At 63.7% G+C, this 15,105-nt stretch carries 11 protein-coding genes; 4 read left to right on the top strand and 7 right to left on the bottom strand.

Going from position 1 to position 15,105, the window contains the following annotated elements; genetic code table 11:
- Nucleotides 1-19: 19 nt before the first annotated feature.
- The 3 genes from rbsK to deoC all read right to left on the bottom strand — a co-directional run bounded on the left by rbsK (nt 20) and on the right by deoC (nt 4,565).
- On the bottom strand, nt 20-985 hold the full coding sequence (gene rbsK, locus PQQ52_RS05400) for a ribokinase (RefSeq protein ID WP_408207563.1): 966 nt from the start codon (nt 983-985) through the stop codon (nt 20-22).
- A gap of 159 nt (nt 986-1,144) precedes the next feature.
- A complete protein-coding gene (locus tag PQQ52_RS05395) occupies nt 1,145-3,538 on the bottom strand; it encodes an aldehyde dehydrogenase family protein (RefSeq protein WP_408207561.1) in 2,394 nt (797 codons plus the stop codon).
- Nucleotides 3,539-3,554: 16 nt separating this feature from the next.
- Entirely contained in the window at nt 3,555-4,565 is a 1,011-nt protein-coding gene (gene deoC, locus PQQ52_RS05390; RefSeq protein WP_408207559.1) for a deoxyribose-phosphate aldolase, read from the bottom strand.
- 250 nt (nt 4,566-4,815) lie between these two features.
- On the opposite strand from deoC, the gene PQQ52_RS05385 reads away from it, so the two are divergent.
- From PQQ52_RS05385 to dinB, 4 genes are all read left to right on the top strand, one after another.
- Complete coding sequence (locus PQQ52_RS05385) at nt 4,816-6,426, top strand: sugar ABC transporter ATP-binding protein (protein ID WP_408207557.1); 1,611 nt, start codon at nt 4,816-4,818, stop codon at nt 6,424-6,426.
- A complete protein-coding gene (locus PQQ52_RS05380; protein ID WP_408207555.1) occupies nt 6,423-7,424 on the top strand; it encodes an ABC transporter permease in 1,002 nt (333 codons plus the stop codon). Before PQQ52_RS05385 ends, PQQ52_RS05380 begins: the two co-directional genes overlap by 4 nt.
- Nucleotides 7,425-7,543: 119 nt before the next feature.
- Entirely contained in the window at nt 7,544-8,692 is a 1,149-nt protein-coding gene (locus PQQ52_RS05375) for a substrate-binding domain-containing protein (RefSeq protein WP_408207553.1), read from the top strand.
- A 264-nt stretch (nt 8,693-8,956) separates the two neighbouring features.
- Complete coding sequence (gene dinB, locus PQQ52_RS05370) at nt 8,957-10,123, top strand: DNA polymerase IV (protein ID WP_408207551.1); 1,167 nt, start codon at nt 8,957-8,959, stop codon at nt 10,121-10,123.
- On the opposite strand, the gene PQQ52_RS05365 is transcribed toward dinB, so the two are convergent.
- The 4 genes from PQQ52_RS05365 to PQQ52_RS05350 form a co-directional block, all read right to left on the bottom strand.
- Nucleotides 10,120-11,544, bottom strand: a complete 1,425-nt coding sequence (locus PQQ52_RS05365; protein WP_408207549.1) for a heavy metal sensor histidine kinase — start codon at nt 11,542-11,544, stop codon at nt 10,120-10,122. The two genes, dinB and PQQ52_RS05365, sit on opposite strands and share 4 nt — an antisense overlap.
- The gene (locus PQQ52_RS05360; protein WP_007176723.1) at nt 11,541-12,227 is read right to left on the bottom strand and encodes a heavy metal response regulator transcription factor; all 687 of its coding nucleotides are present in this window, start codon (nt 12,225-12,227) and stop codon (nt 11,541-11,543) included. The genes PQQ52_RS05365 and PQQ52_RS05360 overlap by 4 nt, the downstream gene beginning before the upstream one ends.
- A 78-nt stretch (nt 12,228-12,305) precedes the next feature.
- Complete coding sequence (locus PQQ52_RS05355; protein ID WP_408207746.1) at nt 12,306-13,760, bottom strand: efflux transporter outer membrane subunit; 1,455 nt, start codon at nt 13,758-13,760, stop codon at nt 12,306-12,308.
- Nucleotides 13,761-13,849: 89 nt separating this feature from the next.
- Complete coding sequence (locus PQQ52_RS05350) at nt 13,850-15,073, bottom strand: efflux RND transporter periplasmic adaptor subunit (RefSeq protein WP_408207547.1); 1,224 nt, start codon at nt 15,071-15,073, stop codon at nt 13,850-13,852.
- Between the last annotated feature and the right edge of the window lie 32 nt (nt 15,074-15,105).

Below are 15,105 nucleotides of genomic sequence, written 5' to 3'. Positions count from 1 at the left end.
CTTCAGTCTTCGCGAACGGTCAGGATAGCGGCGAGGAGGCCTCGGCCGGCTGGTTCAACACCCGGTTCACTTCGTCGAGCGTCGGCATGGAAGGCGCCGTGCCCGCACGCGTGACGGAAATACCCGCGAGCGCGCAACCGAAACGCAGCGCCGTCATGGCGTCGTCGCCGCGTGCGAGGGCTGCCGCGAAGCCGCCCGTGAAACCGTCGCCGGCACCGGCGGTCTCCACCACGCGGCCGCAGTGATAGGCCGGCACGAGCACCGATTGGGTGGCCGAGTGCAGCAGCGCACCGCTCTCCCCCAACGTGACGATGACCACGCCGACCCCTTTGGCGAGCAGCACATCGGCAGCACGGCGTGCGTCGTCGGCATTCGCGATCGGCACGCCGGTGAGCGCGGCGGCTTCGGTTTCGTTGGGGGTGATGTAGTCGCACAACGGGAAGATGTCGTCGTCGAGCGGCAAGGCGGGTGCCGGATTGAACACGGTGATGACACCGTGCCGGCGCGCTACCTCAAGGCCGCGGCGCGCGGCAGCGAGCGGCTGCTCGAGCTGCGTGACGAACACGCGCGCGGCGGCGATATCGGCTTCGATTGCGTCGACGTCGGCCGCATTCATCGTGCCGGCCGCGCCGGCGGCGACGATGATCGCGTTCCCGCCCGTGATGTCGTCGACGAAAATATGCGCCGCCCCTGTGGACACACCCTCGATCACCGAGGCGCGCGCCGTGATGCCTTCTCTCGCCCACGTTGCGCGCGCGATCTCGCCGAACGCATCGTTACCGATGCGGGTGCAGAACACCACCTCGGCGCCGGCGCGCGCCGCCGCCACCGCCTGATTCGAGCCCTTGCCGCCCGGCCCCATCGCGAACGCCGAGCCGGCAATCGTCTCGCCGATCAGCGGCATACGCGCGGCGCGAAACGTCAGGTCCGTGACATAGATGCCGAGAATGACGACACGCCCGTTTCGTTGCAAAGACGTGCTCATCCGTGTTCCCCCTGAGGTGCAGTCAGGAAGCAGCCGTGCGAGGCATTCGCCGCGCGCAGCACTACGGCATTCAACTGCAGATCCAGATACTTCGGCACGTTGTCTCCTCCATTTTCTGGTTGGCGTGCATGTCGTTCCGACACCCGGTTGGTCTGTCGGTCAGTCTCCGTACGGTATCCAGATGTTCTTCACCTGCACGGCCTGACGCAGAAACGGCCGGCCTTCGCTCGAACGGTCGAACCAGTCGAACTGGCGGCCGTGATCGACGAAGGTGCGTTTCAGATTACCGATCGACTCGCGCTCGACCAGCGTCGAGTCCGCCGCATTGCCGAAACACCAGACAGCATCGACGTCGTCATGTTTGGCGAGTGCGGGCAGCAGTGCGCTACGCTCGCCTGTGACGATGTTCAGCACGCCGCCCGGTACATCCGACGTCTCGGCCACCTGATAAAAGTCCGTCACCGTGAGTGGACATGCCGTGCTCGGCAACACCACCACGCGATTGCCCATGGCCAGCGCGGGCGCCGCCAGCGAGACGAAGCCCAGCAAGGGCGCTTCATCCGGACAGGCAATGCCGATCACGCCGAGCGGCTCATGCATCGCCAGCGCGACGCCGCGCAGCGGCGGCGTATGCACGGCGCCGTCGAACTTGTCGGCCCATGCCGCGTAAGTGAACAGACGTGCTACCGCCGCCTCGACTTCCGCATGCGCCGCCGCTTCCGTCGCACCGTTTCTCGTCACAAGTTGCCGCGCGAACTCATCCGCACGAACGGCCAGATTCTCCGCGAGATAGAACAGCACCTGGGCGCGGTTGTGAGTACTCGCCTGCGACCATTTCTGCGCCGCGCGCGCCGCTTCGACCGCGTTGCGAACGTCCTTACGATTCCCCTCGCCCACTTCACCGACCAGCGAGCCATCCGGTGCGTGAACCGGCAACGAATAGCCACTGTCCGGACGCACCTGCTTGCCGCCGATAAAGAGCTTCGCGGTGCGATCGATCAACGCGACATTCGACAACGGATCGCGCTCGCCTGCGCCGGCTTTCTGTCCGGGTCGCACGGCCTGGCGGACAGCAAGATTGAGCCAGGCGCGCGGTTTCAGATATTCGTAGATGCCCTCACGACCGCCCTCACGGCCATAACCCGACTCGCGGTAGCCGCCGAAGCCGACCGCCGCATCGAAGAGATTGGTCGCGTTGATCCACACGACGCCGCAGGCAAGCCGCGGCGCGACATCCAGCGCACGGCCGATGGTTTCGCTCCACACGCTCGCCGCAAGTCCGTAGCGCGAATTGTTGGCGAGCGCAATCGCTTCATCAGGCGTACGAAAGCTCATCGTGACCAGCACGGGCCCGAAGATTTCTTCCTGCGCCAGAATGGAAGCCGGCGCCACGCCGGTGACGAGCGTCGGCGGATAGAAACAGCCGCCGGCAGGCATCGCCGTATCGGGCGATTGCCACACTGCACAGCCTTCGCGCCGTCCGGTTTCCACCAGCGACTGGATGCGTTCGAGCTGCACCGGATCGACGATCGCGCCGATATCGATACTCTTATCGAGCGACGTGCCAACGCGCAGCGTTTCCATGCGACGCTTCAGCTTCGCGATGAAGCGCGCTTCGATCCCCTCCTGCACGAGCAGGCGCGAGCCCGCGCAGCAGACCTGCCCCTGGTTGAACCAGATCGCGTCGACGACGCCTTCGACCGCGCCGTCGAGATCCGCGTCGTCGAACACGATGAAGGGCGACTTGCCACCGAGTTCAAGCGTCAGCGATTTGCCCGTGCCGGCCGTGGCCGCGCGGATCAGGCGCCCGACTTCAGTCGAACCCGTGAACGCGATCTTGTCCACTTGCGGATGCTCGACGAGCGCAGCACCGGTGCGGCCGTCGCCCGTCACAACATTCAGTACACCGGCCGGCAAGCCGGCCCGATGGGCGAGTTCGGCAAACAGCAGCGCGGTGAGCGGCGTGTACTCGGCCGGCTTCAACACGACACAGTTACCCATCGCAATCGCCGGTGCGATCTTCCACGCGAGCATCAGCAGCGGAAAATTCCACGGCACGATCTGCCCGACGACACCGAGTGGCACGTAATCGGCGAATTCGCTTTCCTGCAACTGTGCCCAACCTGCGTGATGCAGGAAATGCCGCGCGACGAGCGGCACGTCGATATCGCGCGTTTCGCGAATCGGCTTGCCGTTGTCGAGCGCTTCGAGTACGGCAAAGAGGCGGCTATGACGCTGCACCATGCGTGCGAGCGCATATAGATGCCGCGCCCGGCCGGCGCCGCCGAGTGCGAGCCAGCCCGGCTGCGCGGCGCGCGCGGCGGCCACCGCCACGTCGACATCGGCCGCATCGCCCTGGGCGATTTCGGCGAGCCGTTCACCCGTGGCGGGTGCGTGTGAGACAAAGCGCTCACCGGCGGCCGGCGCATGCCACGCACCGCCGATGAAATGCCCGAGGCCCGCCTCGTGCTGCGCGAGCCACGCGCGCGCGGGTTGATCGTCCTCGGGTGCGGGACCGTACTCCATCGATGAAAAATACTCGGCTACGCTCATGGGATCGGTCTTCTATTCAGGCTACGGGGTGACGGTTGAAGGCGGAGTAACGACCGCTCACGTGATGTTCGAGCTGGCGTTCGATATCGGCCAGCAGGCTCGATGCGCCGATACGGAACAGCTCCGGCTCGAGCCACGGGCGGCCGAGCTCCTCCTTCATGAGGATCTGATAGGACAGGACGGACTTCGCGCTCGACACGCCGCCCGCTGGCTTGAAACCGATCGGCACGCCGGTGCGCTCCTGGTACTCGCGGATCATGCGCACCATCACCAGCGAGACATCCAGCGTGGCGTTGACGCCTTCCTTGCCGGTCGAGGTCTTGATGAAGTCGGCGCCGGCCATCATGCAGACCATCGAGGCGCGCGCCACGTTGGAGAGCGTGCGGATGTCGCCAGTCGCCAGAATCGTCTTCAGGTGCGCCGGGCCGCAGGCTGCGCGGAAGTCGCGCACTTCGTCGTAGAGCGCCTGCCAGTTGCCGGTCAGCACATATTCACGCGTCACGACAATATCGATTTCCTGCGCACCGTCCGCGACCGAGGCCTCGATCTCCTTCAGCTTCAGCGGATGCGGAATCAGTCCGGCGGGAAATCCTGTCGATACCGCGGCAACCGGAATGCCGCTGCCCTGCAGCGCATCCACCGCCGCCGCAACGAAGCGGTGATACACGCAGACCGCGCCCGTCGTGATGCCGCGCGGCGCGATGCCGAGCGCTTCCAGCAGATCGGCCCGCACGGGTTGACGCGCCTTCGCACAGAGCCGGCGCACGCGCCCTTCGGTGTCGTCGCCATTGAGCGTGGTGAGGTCGATGCAGGTGACGGCCTTCAACAACCAGGCCGCCTGCGCATCTTTCTTGACGCTGCGGCGCGTTCCAAGGGTGGCCGTCCGCCGTTCGACCGCGGACTGGTTGACGCGCAAGCCGTCCAGCCAGGAGGCGTCGAACGGCATGCCCGGATTGCGAACCGGATGGACGAGCGGGCCGCCGCGCAACGCGACGACCGACGAAGACAGCACAGGGGCTTCAGGCATAAGACATCCGGAAATTTGATGCGGCGCACAACATCCGCCGGCAAGTTATTCGCACTTATGCTACATCGATTGATAGAATCATAACAAGCCTTGCGATTCAATCGTTACATAAGTGAGCACTTAAGCCCTGCCACGGCCCGTAATGTTATTGACGCACCATATTCATGATGCGAAGATCACAAGACGGTGTCGGCCGTCAGCGCCATACAAAGAGAAGAATTTCGTCGTATCGACGAAGGAGACATGCCAGATGAGTGAGCCGGTTGCGGTCGCGCCATCGCCTCAGGTTCCATTGATCCGTGTTGCGGGCGTCACCAAGCGATTTGGTGGCGTGCAGGCGCTGCGCGGCGTTAGCCTCGACGTGTTGCCCGGCGAAGTTCACGCCTTGCTCGGCGAAAACGGCGCGGGCAAATCCACGTTGATCAAGATTCTCAGCGGCGTTCATACCTACGACGACGGCGTCATCGAAATCGCCGGCCAGAAAGTGGCATTCGACTCGCCGGCGCGCTCGCGTGAGGCGGGTATCGCCGTGGTCTACCAGGATCTGAGCCTGGTCGAATCGCTGTCGGTCGGCGCGAATCTGATGCTGGGGCGCGAGCCCCGCACACGCCTCGGTTTCGTGAAGAACCGGCAACTGATGGCGACCGTCAGCGACTTCCTCCGTTCGCACGGCATCCCGCTCGATCCGCGTACACCGGTTGGCGCGTTGCCGTTCGCGTACCGGCAAATGACCGAAATCTGCAAGGCGCTGATGGGCGATGTGCGCGTGCTGATCCTCGACGAACCCACTTCCGCGCTGACGGGCGGCGAAGAGCAGATCCTGTTCGACGCGATTCGCGCGGTCACGAATCGCGGCGTCGGCGTGATCTACGTGACGCATCGGCTGAACGAGGTGTTCCGGATTTCGCAGCGTGTCACCGTGTTTCGCGACGGGGCCAATGCCGGCGTGTTCCAGACGGCGCAGACCGATATGAAGCAACTGGTCGCGGCGATCGTCGGCCCCGGTCATGCCGCGTTGCAGGCGAGAGAGAGGACGGCTGCCGGCGTGGCGGGTGACGAATCCGCTATCGGGCAGCAAACATTGGCCACATCGAATGCCACCGCTGCACCCATTCTCGCGTTGTCCAACGTTAGCAATGACCGGCTGCACCACATCGACCTCACGATTCGCCCTGGCGAGATCCACGGGCTCGCGGGATTGATCGGCAGCGGGCGCACGGAAGTACTGCAAACCATCTTTGGCATTCGCAGGATCGAAGCGGGCACCCTCGTGATCGACGGTCAAAGCCGTTCGCGTATCACGCCAGCCGAAGCCATCCAGCTCGGCGTGGCGCTGGTTCCCGAAGATCGTCATCTTGAAGGGCTCGTTCTCGATCATTCGATCGAGCGGAACCTGACCCTGCCGCGGTTGCCGCTATTTTCCCGATGGGGATGGCTGCGCAGCCAGGCGGCCATCCATCAGGCGAAGCGCTCGATGAAAGAACTGTCCGTCAAGGCACCCAACTCGTCGACCGCGGTCAGGTTCCTGTCCGGCGGCAACCAGCAAAAAGTGGTCTTTGCGAAGTGGAACCACCCGCGCCCCAAGGTCCTTCTCCTCGACGAACCAACTGTCGGCGTCGACGTCGGCGCACGCGAGGAGATCTACGGCGTGATTCATGACGCCGCACGCGCGGGCACCGGCGTGCTCGTCGTGTCGTCGGACCTTGATGAATTGTTGCGCCTGTGCGGCCAGATTTCGATCGTCGCGGACGGCTCGATCGTCAAGACCGTCGAGCGCGCCGAACTCGCCAACGCCGAAGCGCTTCATCACCTGATCCAACTGTCCCGTTCTTCCATCGAGTCCCCCGAGCACGCACTATGAACGATTCTGTCTCGCCGCTGGCGGCCGAACGGCAGGCATCGCCACCGCAGAAAAGCCGTATGCGGCGCATCGCACAACTCCTGCTGCAAGGCGACCGCCCCTATGCGCTGTACGGCGCGTTCGCGATCCTGCTGGTGGTTTTCAGCTTCGCGTCGCCCTGGTTTCTGTCCATCGACAACTTCCTGAATATCGGCCGGCAAACCGCACTCGTATCGATCGTCGCAATCGGCATGACCTTTGTAATCATTGCGCGGCAGATCGATCTGTCGGTGGGATCCACGCTTGCGCTGTCGGGCATGTCCGCAGCGCTCGCCATGGCGTATGTGGGTGACAACTGGATCATCGGCGCGATTGCCGGCATCGGTACCGGTGCAATCGTCGGCGCGATCAACGGGGTCGTGACTACGCGGCTAAACATTCCCTCGTTCCTGGTGACGCTCGGCACCTTGAGTGCCGCGCGCGGGCTCGCCCTGATGGTGACGACGACGAGACCCGTGATTATCACCAACGACTCGTTCATCGCGATCTTCGGCGAGGGCGACATTTTCGGCGTGCCGGTGCCGATCGTCTGGACGCTGCTGGCCGTGATCGCCGGCATTCTGCTGCTTCATTACAGCGTGTTCGGCCGGCAGATCTACGCGGCCGGCGGAAATCCAACGGCGGCACTCTACTCCGGCATCAACACGAGACGCGTGACCACGCTCGCCTTCATTCTCACCGGCGCGCTGGCCGGGATCGCGGCGCTCGTGCTCTCCGCGCGCTCGCATGCGGCACGGCCCGATGTCGTGCAAGGACTCGAGCTCGATGTGATCGCTTCCGTGACGCTCGGCGGCTGCAGTCTGTTCGGTGGCCGCGGCTTTGTGCTCGGCACGCTGCTCGGCAGTCTCATCATCGGCACGCTCAATAACGGGCTGGTCCTGCTCGGCGTCAGTTCGTCGCTGCAACTGGTTATCAAGGGGGCGATCATCGTCGCGGCTGTGGCCTTCACCAGAAAATGAGCAGGAAGCAACCCAGGAAGTCACGAGGGGCACGTCAATCACGCGTGAACTCACGTGCCCGCGTTGTTCGTGAATGGCAGGAGACGTAACACAAACATGAAGACCAACGGAGAAGAATCATGAAACATCGTCGTGGCTCAGGAAGCGTTCTACCCAGCCTCATCGCGGCGGCAGCCGCCGTCGTGGCGCTGACTTCTTCAGGCGCCTTCGCGCAATGCGTGACCAGCCTGCCGGCCGGTTCGATCGGACCGAAGACGATTGTCGGGCAAGGGCCGAACGGCGAAAAAGCAGCCTCAGTGGATGCCGTGAAACTAAGCGACGCCGACATCGCCAAAATCAAAGCCGGCAAATTCAAGGTCGGCATTTCGATGCAGACCATGAATCTCGACTGGTCGCAATTGCAGGTGCAAGGCATCACGGATACGCTCAAGAAATACGGCGTGGAAGTGATCGGCACGGCGTCGGCGGAATACCAGGTCGACAAGCAGATCGCGGATATCGAGAACACCATCCAGCGCCATCCGGACGGCATCATCTCCATTCCGGTCGACGGCACGGCAACGGCCGCCACCTACAAGAAAGTGTCCGAAGCCGGGATCAAACTCGTGTTCATGGACAACGTGCCGACCGGCCTCAGGCATCCTGAGCAATACGCGTCGATGATTTCCGCAGACAGCGAAGGCAACGGCCAGATCGCGGCGAAAGTGCTCGCCTCGTGCGTCCCGCACGGCGCCACGATCGGGCTGGTGAATTTCGGCGTGGATTACTTCAGCACGACGGAACGCACCAAGGCCGTCAACGACTGGATCAAGAAAAATCGTCCGGACATCAAGGTCAAACAGGTCGCCTTTACGGATCCGTCGAAAGTCGGACAAATCGCGGGCGATTTCCTCACGGGCAATCCGGACGTCAAGGGCTTGTTCGCCGTCTGGGATCAACCAGCGCTTGACACGCTGACGTCGATGCGCGCGCAAGGTGTGAATATTCCCGTCACGACGGTCGATCTGGGCCTTCAGTCCGCGATCGAGATTGCCAAAGGCGGACCGCTCAAGGCAACCGGCTCGCAGCGCCCGTATGATCAAGGCGTAGCCGAGGCCATGGCGATGATGAAGGCGCTGATCGGCCAGACGCCGCCGGCGTGGATCGGCGTGCAGTCTCTGCCGGTGGTTCAGGCGAACGTGCTCGAGTCTTATAAGACGGTGTTCAAGAAGGACCCGCCGCCCCAGCTTGCCGACGCGTGCAAGAAAGCCAAGCCGGCTTGCGGGTGACATCCGGCACGTATGATCCGGGCGCCATTCCAGCGCCCGGATGAGCGTGACCGCTCGTGACGAGTTGCGCCTGTTCGAGCCCTCAGGCGCGGTACCTTGCCCCGGCGGAGCAAGGTACTATTACGGTTTAGCGTCCGGCGTGCAGCGCAACATGGCTCGCACGCCCTGACATCCGACGCAGCAAGCCATACGACAGGACCACGGGCCGCGCGCATCGAATGTCATGCCTGCCGCTGCCCGCACTGTCACCCGTTTCCGCCACCCATGAGTTCTATAAGCCGCCGCATCGCGCACCTGGACATGGACGCGTTCTACGCGTCCGTTGAACTCCTGCGCTATCCGGAACTGCGCGGCAAGGCGGTGGTCATCGGCGGCGGCCGCAATGGCGTACCGCAAACGCTTGAAGACGGCAGCCTCCGCTTTGCGAAGCTGCGCGATTACACAGGCCGCGGCGTGGTGACCACCTCCACCTACGAAGCCCGCGCGCTCGGTGTGTTCTCGGCAATGGGCATGATGAAAGCGGCCCTACTGGCGCCGGACGCGATTCTGCTGCCCACGGATTTCGAATCGTATCGCCACTACTCGCGCCTGTTCAAAACAGCGGTTGCCACGTTCACGGACCGGATCGAAGACCGCGGCATCGACGAAATTTATATCGACCTCACCGAGTTGCCGGGCGAGCCAGTCGAGATCGCCGCGCGCATCAAGCAGGCCGTCAATCAGGCAACCGGCCTTACCTGCTCCATTTGCGTGGCGCCGAACAAGCTGCTGGCCAAAATCGGCTCCGAACTCGACAAACCCGACGGCCTCACGATCCTGACACCTGCGGACGTGCCGTTGCGCGTGTGGCCGTTGCCGGTGCGCAAGGTCAACGGGATCGGCCCGAAGGCCGCGGAAAAACTCACCGCACTCGGTCTCGTCACCGTCGGCGATCTCGCGGCGGCGGACGCGGGTCTGTTGCAGGACCACTTCGGGCGCAGCTATTCGGCGTGGCTCATGCAAGTCGCGCAAGGCTACGACGAGCGGCCGGTCGTGGTCGAATCGGAACCCAAGTCGATGAGCCGTGAAACGACCTTCGAACGCGATCTGCATCCGCGTCATGACCGCCCGGCCCTGTCGAGTTCGTTCACCGGCTTATGCGTGCGGGTCGCGGAAGATCTGGTCCGCAAAGGCTATGTGGGCCGCACCGTCGGCATCAAGCTGCGCTACGACGATTTCCGCACGGTCACGCGCGACCTGACGCTCGACGAACCGACCGCCGACGCCACCGAAATACGGCGCGCCGCAACCGAATGTCTGAGACGGGTGGAATTGAATCGCAAGCTGCGGCTGCTGGGCGTGCGCGTGAGCGCATTGACGCCGGCCAACGCGCTACCGGCGAAGCAGCGTCTGCCGGTTCAGGCCGACTTGCCTTTTGCCAGCGACGATTAACCCGCCGCTTCCACCGGCACACCGGCATTCGTGCGCGCCGCCGGCAAGCTGGTTTCCACACTCGACGCCGCAATCGAAAACACAAACGTGTTGACCCCGTTCGCGCTTTCCGCCGACACCGTGCCGCGATGCATCTCGGCAATCGCCTTCACGATCGCAAGACCCAGCCCATGGTTTTCGCGGCTATTGGTGCGGGACACTTCCGCGCGATAGAACCGGTCGAACAGGTGTTCGAGCACGGCAGGCTCGATCGGCTCGCCCGGGTTGGCCACCGCTACGCGCAACTGATCCGCTACATTTGAGATCGTCACCGTAATCCCCGCGCCCGGCGCACAGTGCTGGATCGCGTTCATCAACAGATTCGTGCAGGCGCGGCCGAACAGCGAGCGGTTGACACGCGTCACTGCATCGCCGCGTAACTGCGCATGTACGCGCGCTTCTTCCAGCGGAATTTCAAGAAATTCCAGCGTATGCGCGACTTCCGCGGCCAGCGACACCTCAACGAGGCCCGTCGCGCGTTCGCCCTGGTCGGCGCGAGCGAGGAACAGCATATCGTTGATGATCGCGCGCATGCGTTCGAACTCCTCGAGATTCGATTGCAGCGTATGGCGCAGGTCGTCGACCGAGCGGTTGCGCGTCAACGCCACTTCGGTCTGGCCGATCAGGATCGTCACCGGCGTACGCAGTTCATGAGCGACGTCGGCGTTGAACGACTCGAGGCGGCCGTATGCACCGTCCAGACGTTCGAGCGCACCGTTGAACGAGTTGGCCAGATCGTTCAATTCGAGTGGCAGCGAGGCCGTGTTCAGCCGCTGTGAGCGGTTATTCGGGCTCACCGCGGATGCATCTCTCGTGAGGCGGGTCAACGGCGCAAGCCCGAGCCGCGTGACCGAATAACTCAGCAGCAGCACGGCGAGACTACCCAAGGCGGACAGCGCGGCGAGCGCTGAACCGAACACGCGCATCGTGCGGAGGTTTGGCGAACAGCTGGCGGCGACCTGCAATTGCACGGGTGGCCGGGCGCCATTGGCCGGTATCGTCACCGTGATAGTTAGCATGTCCGCGCCGCCGCCGCCCGGCGAAACGGTTGCGTAGCCACCCGCCCAGCTCGATACCACGGGCCCCTCGACAGGATTGCCATAGTGGAAATACGGATCGGCGCTCAACACTGAGTACATGGTGCTGCCGTCGCGCGGTGTCATGTCCGTGAGCTTCTCGCGCGCCATGCGCCACTTTTCCGGCGTCACCGCGTGATAGACGATGATGCGCGCGATCTCGGTACGATCGTCGAGCGATTCGCGCAAATGGTGTTCGAGTTGCGTGCGCAGCACCAGAAACAGCCCGGTGCCGACCAGCGTGAACACGAACAGCGCCACAAGCGCGAACATCAACGCAAGACGGCGCGCGATAGAACGGTTCATGATTGTTCCGCCTCCTCACGGACTTCGAGCACGTAGCCCATGCCGCGCACGGTGTGCAGCAGTTTCGAGGGAAACGGGCCGTCGAGTTTCGCGCGCAGACGTTTGATCGCGGTTTCGACCACGTTCGTATGGCTGTCGAAGTTGACGTCCCACACGAGTTCGGTAATGGCAGTCTTCGAGAGAATGTCGCCCTGCCGGCGCGCCAGCACGCTCAGCAACTGGAATTCCTTTGCGGTCAGATCGAGACGTACGCCGTCGCGGGTGGCACGCCGGCCGATCAGATCGACGAATAGATCGCCCACGGAAATCAGCGTCGACTCCTGCGAACGCGTGCGGCGCGCCAGTGCGTGCAGCCGCTCGACCAGTTCGAGAAAGGAAAAGGGTTTGGTGAGGTAGTCGTCGGCGCCTTCGCGCAGACCGCGCACGCGGTCGTTCACGTGGTCGCGGGCGGTCAGCATGATCACCGGTGTCGACTTGCGCATACGCAGTGCCTTCAGCACGCTAAAGCCGTCGCGTTTGGGCAGCATGACGTCGAGGACGATCACGTCATAGTCGAATTCGGTGGCCAGATGCATGCCTTCCTCGCCGTCGAGCGCGACGTCGACAACCCAGCCCTGCTCTGTCAAACCGGAGCGCAGGTAGTCCACCACCTTATGCTCGTCTTCAACGATCAGCAATTTCATGCGCGTCCCCTTGTCCCTGCATTATACGAAACGCCTCGCTTTCCACTTTCCTGTCTGGCCGTGTCATTGTCGGGCGGCTCACTTCGCGGGAGCCATCGCCTCCTTCGTGTCCGCTGAGTTCGCTGCGCTGCCAGGCGTCTGCGCGCCCGATACGTCCGTGCCGTCATCCCAGCCGCCGCCCAGCGCCTTCACCAGCGAAACCGACAGCGTCATCTGCTGGCCGTGGATCTGCACGTCCTGACGCTCGCTGGTCAGCAGCGACTGCTGCGCCGTGATGACGTCGAGATACGCAACCAGGCCGCCTGAATACCGGTCGTTGGCAAGCGACAGCAGATGCTGCGCATCGGTCACCGCCTCGTGCGACTGCTTCGCCGCGCCATCCAGCACCGACAGGCCGGTGATGCCGTCCTGCACCTGCTGGAACGCGGTCAGCACAGTTTGCCGGTAATTCGCCTCGTTCGCCTTGTAGCCTTCGCTCGCGAATTTCACGTTCGCCGCACGGCGGCCGCCGTCGAACAGCACCTGGCCGACCGTCGCGCCAAGCGTCCACATCAGCGTAGGCGCACTCAGCAGGCTTGCGAACTGCGTGCTTTCCCAGCCGATGCCCGGCGTCAGCGTCAGGCTCGGAAAGAATGCCGCTTTGGCGACACCGATCTGCGCGTTCGCCGCGGCCATCGCGCGCTCCGCCGAGGCGATATCCGGACGGCGTTGCAATACGTCGCTCGGCAAGCCAAGCGGAATCGCCGGTACACCCACGTCGACGACTTTGGGTTCGATCGCGAACTGCGGCGCGGGCACGCCGACCAGCGCGGCAATCGCATGTTCAAACTGCGCGCGCTGATTCAACAGAAGTTGCGCCTGCACACGTGTCGAATCGAGCAGCGACTTCTGCTGCAAGACGTCGAGCCCGGACACCGAGCCGAGATCATGCTCGCTCGTAACGTAATCGAGCGCCTTTTGCTGCAATTTCACCGATTGATTCAGCACGTCGATCTCGGCGTCGAGTTCACGCAGCGAGAAATAGTCGGTGGCGAGATCGGTGGTGAGGACGAGCCGCGCGTTGGCCAGGTCGTCGGCCGATTGCTGCGCGGAGGCCGCGGCCCCTTCCACCTGACGACGTATCCGGCCGAATAGATCGGTGTCGTAGTTGATCGTCGGACCCAGTTGCACGTTGTTCTGTACGGTCGAAGTGGTCGGCGTGCCGTAATTCGTGAGCGGGCGGTCTTTAGAGATTCGGAAGCGCGATCCCGTCGCCGTCGCATCGACCTCGGGAATCTGCTGCGCGCGCGTATTCGCGACCGTGGCCTTGGCCTGCGCATAATGCGCGCTCGCCGCGACCAGCGTCTGATTCTGCGCGAGCGCCTGGGTTTCCAGCGTGGCGAGCGTCGGATCGCCGAATGCGCCCCACCAGTCCGGCGAGATCGGCGCATGCGAAGGCACCGCGACGCGCCAGTACGAATCGGTTTGCCAGGTCGGCGGCACCTCGGCTTGCGGACGCTGATAATCCGGGCCGACCGTGCACGCGGCCAGCAAGGCCGCACTCGCGGCGGCCGCAAGCGTCCTTAATGCCGTGCTCGCCGTCCGTGCCGTTACTGCCCGATAAGCGTCCGGCTGCGTCGAGATCACGACGCCCCCTTGCCGTTTTTCTGCGGCTGTGTGATCTGCACGTGATCGCCGTCCGCGATCGAATCGCTCGGGTTGATGATGATCTTGTCGTCCGCCTCAATCCCGCTTTCGATTTCGAGCGACTGCCCCAGGTCCTGCGCGATCACGATCTTGCGCAACGCCACATTGCCGTTCGCATCGACCACGGCGACGCGCGGACCCTCGGCGCGAAACAGCAATGCATTGCCCGGCACCATCAATTGCGCATGGGCGACCGCCGGCACGGTCACTTGCACATACGCGCCGGGCCGCAGCTTGTCGTCGGGATTCGGCAAGGTCACTTCGATTTGCAGCGAACGGGTCGGCACGTCGATCGCACCGGAGATGTGGGTGATCGTGCCGTGGAACTGCTGACCCGGCAATTCGGCTTGCGCGACCACGACCTTCTGTCCGACCGACACGTTTTGCGCGTAAGCCTGCGGCAGTTGCACGTAGACCCGCAACGGGTCCGACTGCGCCAGTGCGAACAGCGCGCGGCTCGTGCCACTGCCCGCGTCGATCAGGTCGCCGACATCGACATTGCGCTGCGTGACCACGCCTGAAAACGGCGCGACGATACGCTTGAACGATTCGAGTTGCTGCAGGCGTTTCACGTTGGCATCGGCAGCCGCGAGGTTGGCGATGCCCTGCGTGTAGGTGCTCTGCCGTTCGTCGAGTTCCTGCTGCGAGACCGCATCGCGCTGACGCAATTGCTGCCAGCGATCCAGCGAGCTTTTGGCGAGGCCGAGACTCGAACTGGTTTGCTGGCGTTGTGCCAACGCCTGCGCGAGCTCCTGATCGATTTCCGGCGTGTCCAGATCGGCGAGCAGTTGCCCCTGCTTCACACGCGCGCCGATATCGGCGTACCAGTGCAGCAGATAACCGGTCGAGCGCGCGTAAATCGGCGATTCGACATTGCCGCGCAACGTGCCCGGCAACAAGGTGTCACCGCCGCCTTCAGTTTGCGTCGGGCTCACCACGTTCACGTACTGCGCGGCGTTCTGCCGGGTCGTTTCAGCAACCGAGCGGTTTTGCAGAACATCCGCGATCACCGTGCGCAACGCGCCCACGGCGAGCAGCGCCAGGACGATCCAGACAGCGATTTTGGCGCGCTTCCATTCGCGATTGCGTGGCGGCAGGGCATGGCCGCCATCGGTTTCTCGCGAGGGAATCGCCAGCGATGCATGAGTTTTTTCGGTCATCTCAGTCAGCCATCTCAGTCAGCCGTCAATTA

It is taken from the genome of Paraburkholderia sediminicola, from assembly GCF_046030555.1.
GTDB classification, from domain to species: Bacteria; Pseudomonadota; Gammaproteobacteria; order Burkholderiales; family Burkholderiaceae; genus Paraburkholderia; species Paraburkholderia sediminicola_E.
Note: the sequence above shows the minus strand (reverse complement) of the source record. Positions and strands in the feature narration are given on the sequence as shown.

What these genes read in the sequence shown, in the direction of transcription:
- rbsK (WP_408207563.1), bottom strand. Translation starts at nt 985, where the DNA reads ATGAGCACGTCTTTGCAACGAAACGGGCGTGTCGTCATTCTCGGCATC.
- dinB (WP_408207551.1), top strand. Translation starts at nt 8,957, where the DNA reads ATGAGTTCTATAAGCCGCCGCATCGCGCACCTGGACATGGACGCGTTC.
- PQQ52_RS05385 (WP_408207557.1), top strand. Translation starts at nt 4,816, where the DNA reads ATGAGTGAGCCGGTTGCGGTCGCGCCATCGCCTCAGGTTCCATTGATC.
- PQQ52_RS05380 (WP_408207555.1), top strand. Translation starts at nt 6,423, where the DNA reads ATGAACGATTCTGTCTCGCCGCTGGCGGCCGAACGGCAGGCATCGCCA.
- PQQ52_RS05395 (WP_408207561.1), bottom strand. Translation starts at nt 3,538, where the DNA reads ATGAGCGTAGCCGAGTATTTTTCATCGATGGAGTACGGTCCCGCACCC.
- PQQ52_RS05375 (WP_408207553.1), top strand. Translation starts at nt 7,544, where the DNA reads ATGAAACATCGTCGTGGCTCAGGAAGCGTTCTACCCAGCCTCATCGCG.
- deoC (WP_408207559.1), bottom strand. Translation starts at nt 4,565, where the DNA reads ATGCCTGAAGCCCCTGTGCTGTCTTCGTCGGTCGTCGCGTTGCGCGGC.
- PQQ52_RS05365 (WP_408207549.1), bottom strand. Translation starts at nt 11,544, where the DNA reads ATGAACCGTTCTATCGCGCGCCGTCTTGCGTTGATGTTCGCGCTTGTG.
- PQQ52_RS05350 (WP_408207547.1), bottom strand. Translation starts at nt 15,073, where the DNA reads ATGACCGAAAAAACTCATGCATCGCTGGCGATTCCCTCGCGAGAAACC.
- PQQ52_RS05360 (WP_007176723.1), bottom strand. Translation starts at nt 12,227, where the DNA reads ATGAAATTGCTGATCGTTGAAGACGAGCATAAGGTGGTGGACTACCTG.